Annotated in this window: 12 protein-coding genes; 3 read left to right on the top strand and 9 right to left on the bottom strand. The window is 46.9% G+C overall.

The features are described 5' to 3' along the window. Positions 1-64 precede the first annotated feature (64 nt). Both MKZ13_RS01050 and MKZ13_RS01045 read left to right on the top strand, forming a co-directional pair. Positions 65-1,186 carry an ABC transporter permease gene (locus tag MKZ13_RS01050; protein WP_339181166.1) on the top strand — a complete coding sequence of 374 codons (1,122 nt, stop codon included), beginning with the start codon at positions 65-67 and terminating at the stop codon, positions 1,184-1,186. Beyond that, positions 1,186-1,869: an ABC transporter ATP-binding protein gene (locus MKZ13_RS01045; RefSeq protein ID WP_339181163.1), complete on the top strand. Its 684-nt coding sequence runs from the start codon at positions 1,186-1,188 to the stop codon at positions 1,867-1,869. Before MKZ13_RS01050 ends, MKZ13_RS01045 begins: the two co-directional genes overlap by 1 nt. A 123-nt stretch (positions 1,870-1,992) precedes the next feature. On the opposite strand, the gene MKZ13_RS01040 is transcribed toward MKZ13_RS01045, so the two are convergent. After that, complete coding sequence (locus MKZ13_RS01040; protein ID WP_221822314.1) at positions 1,993-2,934, bottom strand: AraC family transcriptional regulator; 942 nt, start codon at positions 2,932-2,934, stop codon at positions 1,993-1,995. Between the two features lie 199 nt (positions 2,935-3,133). On the opposite strand from MKZ13_RS01040, the gene MKZ13_RS01035 reads away from it, so the two are divergent. After that, entirely contained in the window at positions 3,134-6,304 is a 3,171-nt protein-coding gene (locus MKZ13_RS01035) for an alpha-mannosidase (RefSeq protein WP_339181160.1), read from the top strand. A 192-nt stretch (positions 6,305-6,496) separates the two neighbouring features. Here the strand turns inward: MKZ13_RS01035 and MKZ13_RS01030 are convergent, their stop codons facing one another. The 8 genes from MKZ13_RS01030 to MKZ13_RS00995 all read right to left on the bottom strand — a co-directional run bounded on the left by MKZ13_RS01030 (position 6,497) and on the right by MKZ13_RS00995 (position 15,152). Continuing rightward, entirely contained in the window at positions 6,497-7,351 is an 855-nt protein-coding gene (locus MKZ13_RS01030; protein WP_339181158.1) for an aldo/keto reductase, read from the bottom strand. A 165-nt stretch (positions 7,352-7,516) separates the two neighbouring features. Further along, the gene (locus tag MKZ13_RS01025; RefSeq protein ID WP_339181155.1) at positions 7,517-8,761 is read right to left on the bottom strand and encodes a macrolide family glycosyltransferase; all 1,245 of its coding nucleotides are present in this window, start codon (positions 8,759-8,761) and stop codon (positions 7,517-7,519) included. A 182-nt stretch (positions 8,762-8,943) separates the two neighbouring features. Continuing rightward, positions 8,944-9,393, bottom strand: coding sequence for a hypothetical protein (locus tag MKZ13_RS01020; protein ID WP_339181153.1), 450 nt, complete (start codon positions 9,391-9,393; stop codon positions 8,944-8,946). A gap of 309 nt (positions 9,394-9,702) precedes the next feature. Continuing rightward, positions 9,703-10,956: a mechanosensitive ion channel domain-containing protein gene (locus MKZ13_RS01015; RefSeq protein WP_221822323.1), complete on the bottom strand. Its 1,254-nt coding sequence runs from the start codon at positions 10,954-10,956 to the stop codon at positions 9,703-9,705. 148 nt (positions 10,957-11,104) lie between these two features. After that, entirely contained in the window at positions 11,105-11,746 is a 642-nt protein-coding gene (locus MKZ13_RS01010) for a polysaccharide deacetylase family protein (RefSeq protein WP_339181150.1), read from the bottom strand. 185 nt (positions 11,747-11,931) lie between these two features. Next, on the bottom strand, positions 11,932-12,807 hold the full coding sequence (locus MKZ13_RS01005; RefSeq protein WP_339181147.1) for a carbohydrate ABC transporter permease: 876 nt from the start codon (positions 12,805-12,807) through the stop codon (positions 11,932-11,934). Between the two features lie 15 nt (positions 12,808-12,822). Continuing rightward, the gene (locus tag MKZ13_RS01000; protein WP_076210184.1) at positions 12,823-13,692 is read right to left on the bottom strand and encodes a sugar ABC transporter permease; all 870 of its coding nucleotides are present in this window, start codon (positions 13,690-13,692) and stop codon (positions 12,823-12,825) included. Between the two features lie 146 nt (positions 13,693-13,838). Beyond that, the gene (locus tag MKZ13_RS00995) at positions 13,839-15,152 is read right to left on the bottom strand and encodes an extracellular solute-binding protein (RefSeq protein ID WP_221822329.1); all 1,314 of its coding nucleotides are present in this window, start codon (positions 15,150-15,152) and stop codon (positions 13,839-13,841) included. Positions 15,153-15,319 lie beyond the last annotated feature (167 nt).

Here is a 15,319-nt window from a genome sequence, read left to right as displayed (position 1 = left end):
ACGTTGCCACACCTCTAATTTGACACATGTGTCAATAAAAACGAAAGAAGGAGTTGAACAGATCATGTTTTTAGCTATGAAGGAATTAATGCATAGTAAAATAAAATTCCTAATGATTATTATTATTTTCGTACTAATGGCTTGGTTAGTCTTTATTTTATCCGGTCTGGGGAATGGATTATCTACGCTAGCTGCCTCAACATTCAAGACCATGAAGGCTGATTATGTCATCTTTGAAGAAGGGTCACAGTCTTCAATGAGCAAGTCGCTGCTGTCAGATCAATTGGTTGCTGAGGCAGAAAAGCTGCCAAATGTGGATGCTGCTGCACCCATGGGAAGTACGATGGCAACGGCACTGAAAGAGAATAACACCAAGAATGAAGATAAGGTAGATATAGCGATTATAGGAATTGACCCAGGAAGCTTTTTGGAACCAGCTATTGTAGAAGGTGAAAGCCTGTCTTCCGAGAACCCTACGGGTGTCGTGGTGAATTCAACCATGAAAGATGAGGGCTATCAAATTGGGGACACGTTTCAACTGGATGGAACGACTGAATCATTGACAATTATCGGATATGTGGAGAATCAGACCTATAACCACGTCGCATCCGTATTTACTCCAATGGATGAATGGCGGAAGATTACCTTCGCGGCTCCAGGTTCGGATAAAGGAGTTACAGGACCCGTGAATGCGATCATGTTACAAGGCAAGGATATCGAGCCAAATGTAATTAATAACATGCTATCAGGTACGGATACGGTTACCCGAGCGGCAGCCGTTCAAGGTATGCCAGGGTACAAAGAAGAGAACGGTACAATACTAATGATGCTTGCATTTTTGCTTGCGATCTCCGCATTTGTGCTTGGGGTATTCTTTTATGTCATCACGATGCAAAAGACCAATCAGTTCGGCATTATGAAAGCGATCGGTGCCAGTAACCGATTCTTGGGGAAAACCATTATCTCGCAAGTGTTTGTACTTTCACTGACTAGCATTGTTATTGGAATCTTGCTGACCTATGGGACAGCAGCGATCATGCCAAAAGGTATGCCATTCAAGCTGGAAACCAGTCTTGTTGTCACGTATTCTGTTATCCTGCTCATTATCGCTATGTTAAGTTCGATGGTTTCTGTTCGTAAAATTACAAAGATTGATCCGCTCAAGGCGCTCGGGAGGGTTGAATAATGGTTAAGGGATTGCACATGAATGAAGTCACCATGTATTATGCCGAAGGAAACAATCAAATCACTGCACTCGATCATGTATCCATATCAGTAGAGCCGGGAGAATTTGTTGCTGTGGTTGGACCTTCCGGTTCTGGTAAAAGTACGTTCTTATCTATTGCTGGAGCCATGCTTAAAGCCTCTGAAGGAGAGGTTCAACTAAATGGGAATAACATCTCTGCACTTACTGAGAAAGAACTGTCTAATATTAGGTTACAAGAAATTGGGTTTATTATGCAATCTTCGAATTTGGTTCCCTATTTAAATGTTCTTGATCAATTGCTCGTGGTAAAAAGAATGTCTGGCAAGGTTGGAAGGCAGGATAAGGAATTTGCCTCTAAGCTGTTAGAGGAACTGGGTCTGGGTTTGAAGTTGAACAGTTTCCCAGAAGAGCTATCAGGTGGTGAGAAGCAACGGACAGCAATAGCTCGTGCTTTAATGAATAATCCCAACATCATTTTGGCGGATGAACCGACAGCAAGTTTAGATACCAAACGAGCACATGAAGTGGTCAGTCTAATTGCACACGAGGTGAAATCACGCCAAAAAGCAGCCATTATGGTTACCCATGATGAGCGCATGCTTGAATATTGCGATAAAGTATATCGGATGAGTAATGGAGGATTATCCCTGGCAGAATCATGAATATATGGACCAAACAATATACCATTTCTCTTCTCTATTCTTTCTTTTATAAAAAGCTTCTATTCAGAAAAGAGTAACATGTTAAGTAGATTTTAGGTCTGTCCATCACTTTCCTCGTCCCTCTCACTCTAGGCTCCCAAGTGGTTCGGGTCTCTCACCCACAAGCATAACTTCACGCTCTCTCTGCGAATGTCTGCTTCGGCGATATGCACTTGGTGACATTCCGTTCTGTTTGTTGAAGATGCGATTGAACTGGGAAAAGCTTGTGAACCCACACTGTGCAGCAATATCTGTGATTTTCTCACTCGAATTCAGCAGCAATTGCTGGGCATTCCGAATACGGGTCATCTGCACATACTCCGTGAAGGTGAAGCCGGTAACCTTATTGAATTGGCGAGACAAGTGATGGGCACTTACATAAAAACGCCTGGATACCTCGTCCAAAGATAAATCCTGTTGATAATGGCTGTGAATATAAGAGGCAATGGCATACATGCGCCTGGACATCGTTGATCCAGTCTCTTCACGCACATACCCGTTCTCTGGTGAGTAACGATGAAGAGCACAGAGAAACTCCACGAACTTGCTATGAATCATAACCGATTGAAGGACAGAAGGCTGCTGCGATATAGCAAAAATATCATTGATCGGCGCGAGGACTTCCTTGCGTCTTTCTTCTGTAAATCGGAATATCGGGACCGGTTTATTAAAAATCGAAAACAGCTCTGTGTAACCGCTCTCAAGACCAGGTGTATTACGTGGCATGGCAAAGGTGATCATCAATCGTTTCGGCGGAGCACCCTTCGGATATTGCGTTTTATGCAGCAATGAAGGCCGCAACAGAACGATATCCAGAGGCTGGATCTCATATAAACTGCCTTCAATGATGTGCGCAGCCGTGCGATCGAGAAGGATACAGATTTCATAGAAATCATGGAAATGCTGAAATTCCATATTCAGTTCATGGGAGCGCTCGTCATAATCCAGATGATAAAAAAGTGAATCTCCAGGCTGGTTCACATGGATCGCATATCCTTGCTCGTATGCCAAAACCGATGGTGTCATGGACATGCCCCCTATCCTGATTCTAATGATTTTATTTTAGCATGAAATGCAATAAAAAGACGTTATTTTCAGCATACAATACATAGTTTCGCCCATTTCTCTTTTGTTATGATAGAGTTGATATGTTAGCGCTTGCAGTATTATCACTCCAACAACGACTACAGCCTGTACTTACTACAAACCAAGGTGGGAAACCAACATGAAAATGAATTCCTTGTATACTCGAATCCATACCATTGTGAAACACTTGGAACGTGCACGACTAACCTCAAAGACATATATCCCTGAGCTTTATCATAAAGAAAGTGGTTACCACTCCTGGGAACTGGTGCATGAGGACCCTTCCTCCTGGAACGTATTCCGTAAGGGTGATGGCTGGGGTGGCAAAGATGTACACAGCTGCTTTAAAACCCGCATTCGAATCCCGGATCAAATGGAAGGAAAAAAGGTCGTGTGTGCCATCGTCACCGGTGCTGACGACATCTGGAATTATGACAATCCGCAATTCTTAGCATTCCTCAATGGGGAATTGATCTGCGGTCTGGATGTTAACCATACGGAGATTGACTTGACTTCATCCGCGGTGAAGGGCGAAGAGTTTGAGTTGGCATTATATGCGTATTGCAGTACGTCTGCCGCGGATGTTTTTCTAAATGTATATATCGCCGAGCATCATCAGCAAGTCTCCGATTTGTATTATGATCTCAAGGCTGCGCTGGATGCTGCGGATCTGCTGCGTGAGGATGATCTGGAGCGGCTGAAGTTGGTCGAACATCTGAATAAAGCCGTGAATCTGCTGGATTTGCGCCAGGAAAACAGCTCAGAATTCCATGCGTCGGTACTGGAAGCCCGCCTATATCTGCAAGATCATGTCTATGGTGATATCCGCCCTGCCGGTGATCACATCCCTACCGTGCACTGTATCGGACACACGCATATCGATGTGGCATGGCTGTGGACGTTGGATCAGACTCGCGAGAAGGTCATTCGCAGCTTCGCGAGTGTATTGTATCTAATGGACAAGTTTCCAGAATACACGTTCATGTCTTCTCAGCCCCAGCTGTATGCATACCTGAAAGCAGACTACCCGTCCCTATATGAAAAAATCAAAGAAAAGGTGGCCGAAGGCCGCTGGGAAGCGGAAGGTTCAATGTGGCTGGAAGCCGATTGTAACCTGATCTCGGGTGAATCCATGATCCGTCAGATTATATATGGGAAACGTTTCTTCAAGGAAGAGTTCGGTGTGGAGAACCGTGTGCTCTGGTTGCCGGATGTATTTGGTTATAGTGCAGCGATGCCGCAGATTATGCGCAAGAGCGGCATTGATTATTTTATGACAACCAAAATTGCCTGGAATGATACAAACCAGATTCCAAACGACACGATGTACTGGCGAGGAATCGACGGATCAGAAGTCCTGACCCATTTCATCACAGCAACAGACTATGACAAACATCCTGATTTCAGGCAGCGCCGCTTCGAAACGACCTATAATGGACGATTTAATGCTTCGCAAGTGAAAGGCACGTGGCAGCGATACCAGAACAAAAACATCAATGCAGATGTCCTGCAATGTTTCGGATTTGGAGATGGCGGCGGTGGACCAACTGAAGAGATGCTGGAGCATGGCAGACGGCTTGATGTTGGATTGCCGGGTGTACCCGCGGTGAAACGTACTTTTGTACGCGAGTTTTTTGAGAAGCTGGAGCAAAATCTGGCTGATGTTCCTTCTGTTCCCCGCTGGTCGGGTGAACTGTATCTGGAGTATCACCGGGGTACCTACACGTCCATGGCGCGCAACAAACGGTACAACCGTCATAGCGAATTTGCACTGGCCGATGCCGAGCTGTATGCCATGATTCATCGTCAGGCGAATGTACAGGCGGCCTATCCAACCGATGCGCTGGAGCAGGCATGGAAGCTGACGATGCTGAACCAGTTCCATGATATTCTCCCGGGCAGCTCCATTGAGCAGGTATATGTGGATTCCAAAGAGCAATATGAAGAAGTACTGCGTGTCACAGATGAGCTAAAAGACAGTGCACTTAACGGCATCACAAGCCGAATTACATCTGATGGGGAAGCCATTGCGGTATTTAACACGACCGGATTTGTACGGACGGATGTGGTTGAGCTGCCTGCTTTTGCGAGAAAGGTAACCGTCTACGATGGAGATCACCCTGTACCAAGCCAGCGGACTCCCGAGGGAGGCCTCGTGTTCCTTGCAGAGAACGTGCCTGCATCCGGGTATAAATCTTTCCGAATCACACCAGATCTAACAGACGAGCTTGTCGCGGGAGTTTCGGTTGCACAGTGGGAAGCAGATCGGCGCCACATCCATACACCTTGGTACGATATTCACCTGAATGAAAGTGCCGAATTCACATCCGTATGGGACAAGCTGGAGGGCCGTGAGCTGCTTCAGTCTGGCAAGCGTGGTAACGTGCTGCAAGTGTTCGAGGATCGACCTGCGGAATACGAGGCATGGAACATTGACGATTATTATGAACAGCATATGTGGGAGATTAACGACCTGCAGTCGCTGGAGTGGGTTGAAAGCGGGCCGGTACGTTCCGTGCTTCAAGTGAAGCGACAGTTCCTAGATTCGGTCATTGAGCAAACAATCATCTTCTACGCGCATACACGCCGGATTGATTTCCGTACGTTTGTGAATTGGAAGCAGGAGCATTTGCTGCTGAAAGCCGCCTTCCCGCTCGATATCTGGAGTGAGAAGGCAGTCTACGAAATCCAGTACGGCAACGTTGAGCGTGCTACCCACCGTAATACGAGCTGGGATCAAGCCCGGTTTGAAGTATGCGGGCAGAAGTGGGCCGATCTGGCGGAGAACGGGTACGGTGCTGCTCTGCTGAACGACTGCAAATATGGATATGACATTCATAACTCGGTGATGCGACTGTCGCTGATCAAGAGCGCAACGTACCCGAATGAAAATGCCGACAAAGAGCAGCACGTATTCACCTACGCGCTCTATCCGCATCAGGGCGACTTCCGTGAGGGACGTGTCATCCAAGCCGCTTATGATCTCAACCGTCCGCTGGTTGCCCGTGAAGTAAGTCCGCAAACCGGTACCTTGCCGGGAACATGGTCACTTGCATCGGTCGATCAGGATAATGTCGTGCTGGAGGTTATCAAAAAAGCCGAGAACAACGATGATATGATCATCCGTCTCTATGAAGCACACGGCCGTCGCAGCCGTGCTTCCCTGCAATTGCCTGAAGGAGCAGGTGCTACGGCGTACGCTTGTGATTTGCTCGAGAACAACGAAGTAGAATGCGCCGTGGAAAATGGTCGAATTACTTTTGATATCAAACCGTATGAGATTCTAACTTTCCGGATTTCGAAAGCGTAGCGGGCACATTTCACAAGTAAATATGTTGCCGTAACCGTTCATATTATGAGTGCTTCTTGTCATTACTGACAATGGCACTCTTTTTCTTTTTTACCATGTCCTCTATTCCTCTGCACACCAAAACACCCCCGGAATATCATCGATAGAGCCTGCAGGCTTTACCATGTTTATTCACAGGGGTTTTTGATATCTTTAAAATTCTTCGTACTCGCTTGGGTCCTGATCCCACAACCGTCCATCCGGACGATTAAATGCAGAGATGAGCTGCATCTCTTCTGTGCTCAACTCAAAATCGAATATATCGATATTTTCCTGCTGATGCTGCAAGGAGCCGGCTTTCGGAATTGGAATGGAACCCAGCTGAACATGCCAGCGCAGAATGATCTGGGTTGGCGTTTTGCCATGCGTTTCCGCGATCCGAAGAATATTCTCATCCTTCAGAATATCCTGTACGGCATCATTGCCACGTCCAATCGGACTCCAGGATTCGTTCACGATGCCATGCTTCGTATCCTGTTCCCGCTGATCGGCTTGGTCGAAGAATGGATGCAGCTCAATCTGATTCAGACTCGGCGCTATCCCCGTTTCCTTAATCAGCCGTTCATTGTGTTCAGGCAGGAAGTTGCTAACTCCAATGGATCGGATATATCCACGTTTTTTGGCTTCGATCAGCGCTTGCCATGCCTCGACATACATGTCCTTCTTCGGATTGGGCCAGTGAATCAGATACAGGTCGTAATAATCCAGATCCGCTCTGTACAGGGATTCCTGGATCGCCACAAGTGCTTTATCATGAGCGTGATAACGCCCCGGCAACTTCGAGGAAATGAGTAGATCTTCTCTGACGATGGAGCTTTGTTTGATTGCTCTGCCCACCGTTGCCTCATTCTCATAGTTATACGCCGTATCAATTAATCGATAACCCGCATCCATTGCGGACGCGATTGATTTAACACCTTCTTCACCTTTTAAACTATAGGTACCAAATCCAATTGCAGGTACTTTCAAGCCATCGTTCAATGTGTATTCAGGGATTGTATGATTCATGTGGGAACTCTCCTTTGTGAAAGGTATACGAACATTATGGTAAAAATAATGCCCCTCTCCGTTTATCTACCCCTCCATACGCGCTTGAATCAATTGGAAGTTAACACTCCGTTTTAGTCGGGTGACGGCTTTCTCGTCTTGCTCTCAGGAAAGGCAGTCTCCTTTTCATTCAAACGAAGAGATGGGCGTGGCCGATAACGGTTGATTGCCTATAAAGTTCTTAATGGCCATAGCAGCCTGCTTATACCCGCCAGCATCGCGTAACGTTTTCCCAATAACCCCTGCCTGTTCCCTGTAGGAGGCATTGCCGAGCACTTCTAATACTGCGTTTCTAAGCACATCGGGTGTAAGGTTATTTTTGTCCACGATGACACCTGCTCCCAACTCCTCTACCCGACCTGCTACACGCGGCTGATCCGATGTTAACGGGAGCATGATTAATGGTACATTGTAATACAAAGCTTCGCTGGTACTGTTCATGCCTGCATGTGTCAGAAAAGCATCTACACACTGCAACACTTCCAGTTGAGGGACATAGGGTCTTATGATGAAATTGTCAGGAATGAGATCAGCAATAGGCTCTATATCGGTATCCTTCCCAGAAGATAATATAAACTGCACAGGCAAATTACGAAAGGCCGTAAAGCAAAGCTTATAAAAATCGAGATCTTTATTTAAAATGGTTCCCATCGAAATATAAACGACCTGCTTATAAAGAGCATGCAGAGATTCATTTGCAAAAGCTGGCGCATCCTTACGAGGAATAATGGACGGGCCAGTGAACACAAAGCTGTCGTCCAGCTTGTCCCCCATGGGTTGAAAATAACGACTTGTATACACAATCTTCAGTTGTCCTGAATGCCCTGAAAGTTCCGCCAGGGAAGGTACAGCCACATCGAACTGGGAAGCTATTTGCTGGGACATTTCCACGATGCTGTTATATAACTCCTTGACCTCCTCCGTATCATCTTTCAGTTGATTGTCTGATCCAAGAGGCTCCACAAAAACAAAGGTGCTGGTTGAGCATACCGTTGGTATACCTAGCTTCTCACCTAGAATTTGTCCTCCCCAGCCTATGATGGAGTCAAAAATGATATAATCGTAGGTTTCATGTTCGATCAGATTCAGAACATCTGGTATAAAGCGTTGAATCACTTTATTCAATATCATATATAAAAATTGGTAAGGATGCTTGAGTTCAAATGGCTTCATACCAGGGTTGTTGAGCAGGGTTGCCTCGTTGAAGGAGTAGGCCTTAAATTGTGCGCCTAACGCTTCAATCTTCGTCCGGTATTTTTCGGTACAACAGTAGACCACTTCATCACCGTTCTCTACCAGTTCCTTGATTAATCCAAGCGACGGATTGATATGGCCTTCTGCAGGGATCATCACAACTAATACACGTGCCACGGCACTCACCTCCATTAAATTTTCCAATGAACTCAAGTGGGGGATATGGTAACCCATTCTTCCAGACCATTGGCTTGAATAAATAAAACTCTACTACCTCATTGAGGCGGTAGAGTTCCTATTCATGAGACGGAAGCATTAAAGTCTATGATACCTAACGTTGTTTTACTCTCACGAGCTGGTCACGGCACCCAGACATCCCTTTTATAAAAGGTTACGCTGTAAGCATCGGTATCGCTGTATCGTCCATCTTTGCTTACCACTTTAAAATATACATTATTGTAGTCGACAAGAACGGTATCCGCTCCTGACGTATTCGTAGAAGAAGCAACCAAATTTCCAGCACTGTCATAGGCGTACAAATCGTAATCATAGCCGGAAGGAGAACCAAGCACGTCTGATTTGCCATGCCCTCTGAATGTAAAGTAGTCTACATCTGTCGGGGAAGATAGATAAGACCAAGCACTTCCACCCCAGTATGCCGGACCGTAGGGAGTGGCCACCGTTTGCGTTGGGATTTTATACGCGCTGCTCAAAGTGTCATTCGACTCGTAATTATCCGCCAAGGCCGTACCCACAATCGATCCTGATAAAAGCGTCATCATAATAACAGAATACAATGTTTTCTTCATTTCATTCTCCCTCCATTTCTTTTGAAAAGTTAGCACGCCAAAGAGACTCCATGCTTTTCCCTAGTTCATAGACACACCTGATCAGAAAAAGCTCCAAATCACCCCTTTCAAAATATGGAATTAATTATAATATAATGAAAAATATATGTATTGTCCACTTATATTTACAGTATCTCTGTTTTTCTAACTGCATTTGAACACGATTCCAGAACTGTGACGTGTTCTCACCCATGGCCGAATTGGAGGTGCATCCAAACGTAAAAAAGACCACCAATATGGTGGCCGTCACATCTATTTTGATAAATCTTCTTAATACTCTCGCGCATATTGCTTATCCTCTTTCAGCTGCACAATGTCATGTCCGGTTGGATTCTGGAAGGCCCGTAGTCCAAATGTTGACGCCACCGCGAAGATATGGTCAAAGATATCCGCCTGAACGTTCTCATATACACCCCAGTTGATATCATTGCTGAATGCATAGATTTCCAGAGGCAGCCCGCGATCTTCCGGTGCTAATTGTCGCACAATCATCGTCATATCTTTATTGATTTTTGGATGATTCCTCAAATATTGATGGATATATTCCCGGAATACACCGACGTTTGTCAGTTGTCTGCCATTCACGTTGCTTTCGGTATTCACCTGGTGCTCCATGTTGTAAGCCTGAATTTCTTTCAATTTCGCCGTGACATAATCAGTCAGGTAGTGGATTTTCTCAAATTCAGCCACCATCTCTTCCGTACAAAAACGGATACTGCTGATATCAATATAGATACTCCGCTTAATCCTTCTGCCACCGGACACCTGCATCCCTCTCCAGTTACGGAACGAATCCGAAATGAGGGCGTAGCTTGGAATCATCGTAATCGTTTTATCAAAATTCATAACCTTTACCGTATTCAAAGTAATGTCGATGACGTCACCGTCCGCATTATACTTTGGCATCTCGATCCAGTCACCAACACGCACCATATCGTTCGACGATAGCTGTACACCAGCCACGAGGCCCAAGATCGAGTCTTTGAATACCAGCATTAATACTGCCGATAACGCCCCCAGTCCACTGAGGATAATGAGCGGGTTCTGTCCGATCAGGCTGGAGATGACGATAATGCCCCCGATAATGAACAGGACAATCTTGGCTACCTGAATGTAACTCTTGATTGGGCGAATCTTCGACACCTCATAGGTACGATAGATATCATCGAACACATTCAGCAGAGCATTCAGAACCGTAATCATGATGACAATCATGTAGGTCATTGCTGATTTTTCAATTATGGCCTGATAGGGCGAGAAAATATAAGCAGAATAATAGATTATAATGGCTGGTACAAGATGCGACAGTTTCTGAAATAAATTTTTTTGAACCACAATATGGCCCCACTTGAAACGGTTGTTACTTACGATACGATGAACCGTCTTCAGTACCACTCGCTTAGCAATCACATTTGCCAATATCGAGATCACTGCTATAAAAATAATCATAATGATGTTTGAAAGATAACCAATGGAGGGTCCACTCATGCCGAGTTCTTCTAGTTGATTTCTGATAAAGTCCATTGTTTCCTCCTGACATAATCTAGTTTAGCCTATTATTATAAAGTAGTTTGAGAGGGCAAGCAAAGTTTGATCTCCCGCTCCGTTCTTCCTATGCATTATATATATTAAAAAAGGACCCTGTCATTCAAAGAATGATGGGCCCACTTGATTATGTCGTCTTTGCATCATGCTCACTAGAAATGTCTAACAGCTCACTCACCGTCACCATACGGTACCCTTCCGTGGCCAGTTCCTCCACCAGCACACGAACCGCCTCCACCGTCTGGGAACGATCCCCGTACCCGTCATGGAATATAAGCACGCTGCCAGGTTTCACCGCAGACCGGGTGTGCTCCAGAATGTGCTCAACACCGGGATTGTCCCAATCCCTGGCATCACCGTTCACCGCACCAATCGTGCGATATCCACGCTCCGCCGCCAGAGACAATATATCATCGTTTACGCCAAAATACGGCGGGCGGAAGCTGCGGGCAGGTTGCCCCGTAACTTTTTGAACAAGATTTTCTGCGCGTTGCAGCTCCTCACCGGCTTCCTCCAGCGTCAACTTGGTCAGATCCGGATGCGTGTACGTATGGTTGGCGATCTCATGCCCTTCACGGTGCACCTCCGCCGCAATCTCCGGGTGGTTCTCCATCTCTTGGCCAATCATGAAAAACGTCGCCTGCCCACCGGCACGCCGGAATATCTCAAGCACTTGAGGTGTATACACCGGGTGTGGCCCATCATCAAACGTGAACGCCACAACCTTCTCCCGAACTGACTCCTGCTCTACCATCGCGATATTGACCATAAATAATGACCCCTCTCTGCAACTGCCTGCTACATACTCCCTTATTATTCCATGACCACAGGCTCCGGTCTAGTCTAGAGATCACACCTTGCGAAATCCTGAATCAAGCCGATATCCACCAGAAAGAGAGTACAGCGAGCAAGCATCGATCCTTCTACTGCCATGCTCTCCAGTCCAGCCTCCAGCTAACCTTTGATCGCACCTGCAATCATACTCTTCTGCACCTGTTTGTTCAGCAGCAAATAGATGACCACCGTTGGCACCGTCGTAATCATCAGTCCCGCACCAATGATACCCCATTGCGTAATGTACGTTCCCACCATCGACATCATACCCACCGTCAACGTCTGGTAAGCCGTGTTATTGATAAACGTGACCGCAAACATCAGCTCATTCCAGCAGGACAGAAATGTGAAGATGGCTACCGTTGATATAGCCGGGGTTACCAGAGGCAGAATAATAGAGAAAAACGTCCGGTATATGCCGCAGCCGTCAATAACCGCCGACTCCTCCATCTCTCTTGGGATACCTTTGAAAAAACTGCCCAGAATGAATACAGCCATCGGAATGCCAAATGCCACATAGGGAATGATCAGAGACCAGTAGCTGTTGAGCAGGCTCAGATTCTTCAAAATAATAAACAATGGCAGCAGTGCCGCATGAATCGGCACCATCATGCCCAGCAAAATGATCGTCATCGTCAACCCGCTGAGCTTCCAGTTCATTCTCGTGATTGCGTATCCCGTCATGGAGGACAGGATCAGTACCAAGACAATGGAGGCCGCAGTAACCAGCACACTATTCATAAAATAGGTCAGCACATGGCCGTCGGACATTGCTTTGGTGTAGTTGCTCCACAGAAACGCTTTGGGCAACCCGGCCACATCACCGCTAAAGATCTCACTGTTATCCTTCAGGGAAAACAGCGCCAGCCAGATGAGCGGGTAGATCTGCACAATCGCAACGAGGATCAGAAACGCTTGCAGGAACACTTTCCCGATCGGTCCGGAGATGGACCTCCGCTTGGGATTTTTTTGCAACATGACTTCTACGGTACTCATGCCTTTTGCCTCCCTCTACTCCGTTTTGAACAATGAATTAATGAGGATCGTACACACCAGACACTCCACAATGATAAAGACCGAGATCGCACTGCCATATCCGTACCGGAACGTATCAAAAATGGTAGCGTACATCAGCGTGCTCGGCACTTCAGTGGTGTAGAACGGCCCGCCTCCAGTCAGCACATAGATCAGGTCAAACACCTTGAATGCGCCGATGACCGAAAAAACAAGGCTTACCTTCAGAATGGGTTTCATCAGCGGGATCATAATGGACCACGCCGTGCGAATACGGGAAGCACCATCCATTCGAGCAGCTTCGAGCACATCCTGAGACACGGACTTCGCTCCTGCATACATCAGCAGCATGTGATACCCTACGTACTGCCACAAGGTCGGAATAAACGATGCCGCCAGCGCGGTGTCCTTCTGCCCCAGCCAGTCCTGTGCCAGGCTGGATAAGCCGATACTTTGCAGCAGCACATTCAGCAGGCCGTAATCGGCATTGTAGATTTTTGACCACAACTGGGCAATAACCACCGTTGAGATCAACACCGGGATAAAATACACGGTCCGGTAGAAACCTTCCCCCTTGACATTGGACGCCAGAATTAGTGCGAGCACCAGCGAGATCGGCAGTTGAATGAACACCGAAGCACCCGCGAATAACAGGGAGTTCTTGATCGAATTCAGCACACGGGTATCCTTAAACATCTCTACATAGTTGTCCAGACCAATAAATGTACCCCTGCCTACGCCGTTCCAGTCCAGCAGACTGTAATAACTGGAGACAAAGATTGGAATGAGCACAATGCCACAGAACAGAATCAGGGTGGGCAGTACAAAGACAGCTATCGTGCCTTTATTGGAAAATACAGAGTTCATTGTTGTTCTCCTCTCAAAGGCGTGACCGGATATTCCGGACCACGCCTTGTTTGGGTTCATCTTCATTGTTAACAGGCTTCAGCTTGGCAAGCTCACGAGCGTACACATGTAAGGATTACGGTTGCGCACATATTAACCTGCGCGACCTACAGGCTCAGCTCTGTTGGTTTGAGCTGTGCCATCTGTTTGCAGAACTCCTCCGGTGTTACATCGCCGGCAAGCAGCTGGGCAATCAGGTTTTTGTGCGCTTCGGCAGACTCCGCTGGCAGAATGTTATCCCACCACGCAATGAATGAGGTCGCCGTTTTCATAATATCTGCCGCAGACAGATCAAGGGAGGACAGGCTGGACGTGTCGAGTGCATCTGTTTTCCAGCTTGGCAGACCCGCTCCAGCCAGGAAACCTTGTGTACCAAGTTGCTCGCTCAAATACATGAGGAATTCCACGGCTTCCTTCGAATGTTTGGTATTCTGGTTGATGTAGAAACCATCGACGGCTCCGCCGAAGATTTCGGTACTTGTGCCTTTGCCATCTTCAAATACCGGGAATGGAATCACTTTCACTTTGCCTTTGACTGCGGAGGACGGGTCCTCAATTCCTGCATTTACCCAGTTGGCCTGGAACATCATTGCCCCGTTGCCTGCATTAAATGCCCCAAGCATCTCGTCATAGCTCATGCTGAACATACTGCTGTTGAACGCCCCTGCTTGCGCAAGCTGCTGCATTTTGGTCGCGGCGGCTACAAAGTCGGGCGAATCCCATTTCGACGGATCTTTAAAGGCTTCCATCACCGCAGCATTGCCTGCCTGACGCATCGCAATAACGTCGTACCAGTACATGCCCGGCCAGCGGTCCTTTTCCCCAATCACAGCCGGGGTGATCCCCGCCGCTTTCAGCTTGGAGACTGCATCCAGCAGTTCGTTATAGGTGGTCGGAATCTTGGCACCCGCCTGCTCGAACAGTTCCGTATTCACGTAAAGGTTGGCGATATGTGTGTACACGGGCAATGTGTAGATTTTGCCGTCCATATTGATCGCCTCAGCCATACCCGGACCCATTCGTTCTTTGATATCGTCCGTCAGGTAACTTGAGATTTCCAGTACATTGCCGGATTTAATATATGGCTGCATAAAGCTGCCACCACCCATGCCGTAGAACAGGTCTGGCGCTTCACCAGCTGCAATCGATGTTTTGACTTTGGTTTTGTACTGTTCTCCTGTCGTGCCCGTACGTTCAACCTGGATGTCCGGATGCTCGCTGTTCCATTTCTCAACAATCTCGGGCAGCAGTTTGGCCGAAGGATCGGTATTGCCGACCGATTGATCCCATAGCGTCAGCTTAATCTTGCCATCGCTCTCCCCCTGTGTACCACCGGACGAACCGGATGAACATGCCGCCAGACTGCTTACAATTCCCAGAGTCAGAATTAGACTTGCTGATTTTTTTAATAGCGCTTTCATCTCTATGGACCTCCCTATGTGTTTTAGTTGGTTCTAGCCCATATTTTAGGCGAACCGTGCGTTGTTCTCCATTTAGAAAACAGGCATCGATTTGTAATATTCGAGCATATGTGAAATCGGAAGTGAGGGTGCGCTCACACCTTCTCTACACTCCCGGGTTTACATCT

The sequence above is a fragment of the Paenibacillus sp. FSL R5-0701 genome (genome assembly GCF_037973995.1).
Lineage (GTDB): Bacteria > Bacillota > Bacilli > Paenibacillales > Paenibacillaceae > Paenibacillus.
This window is presented reverse-complemented; position numbering and strand designations above follow the sequence as displayed.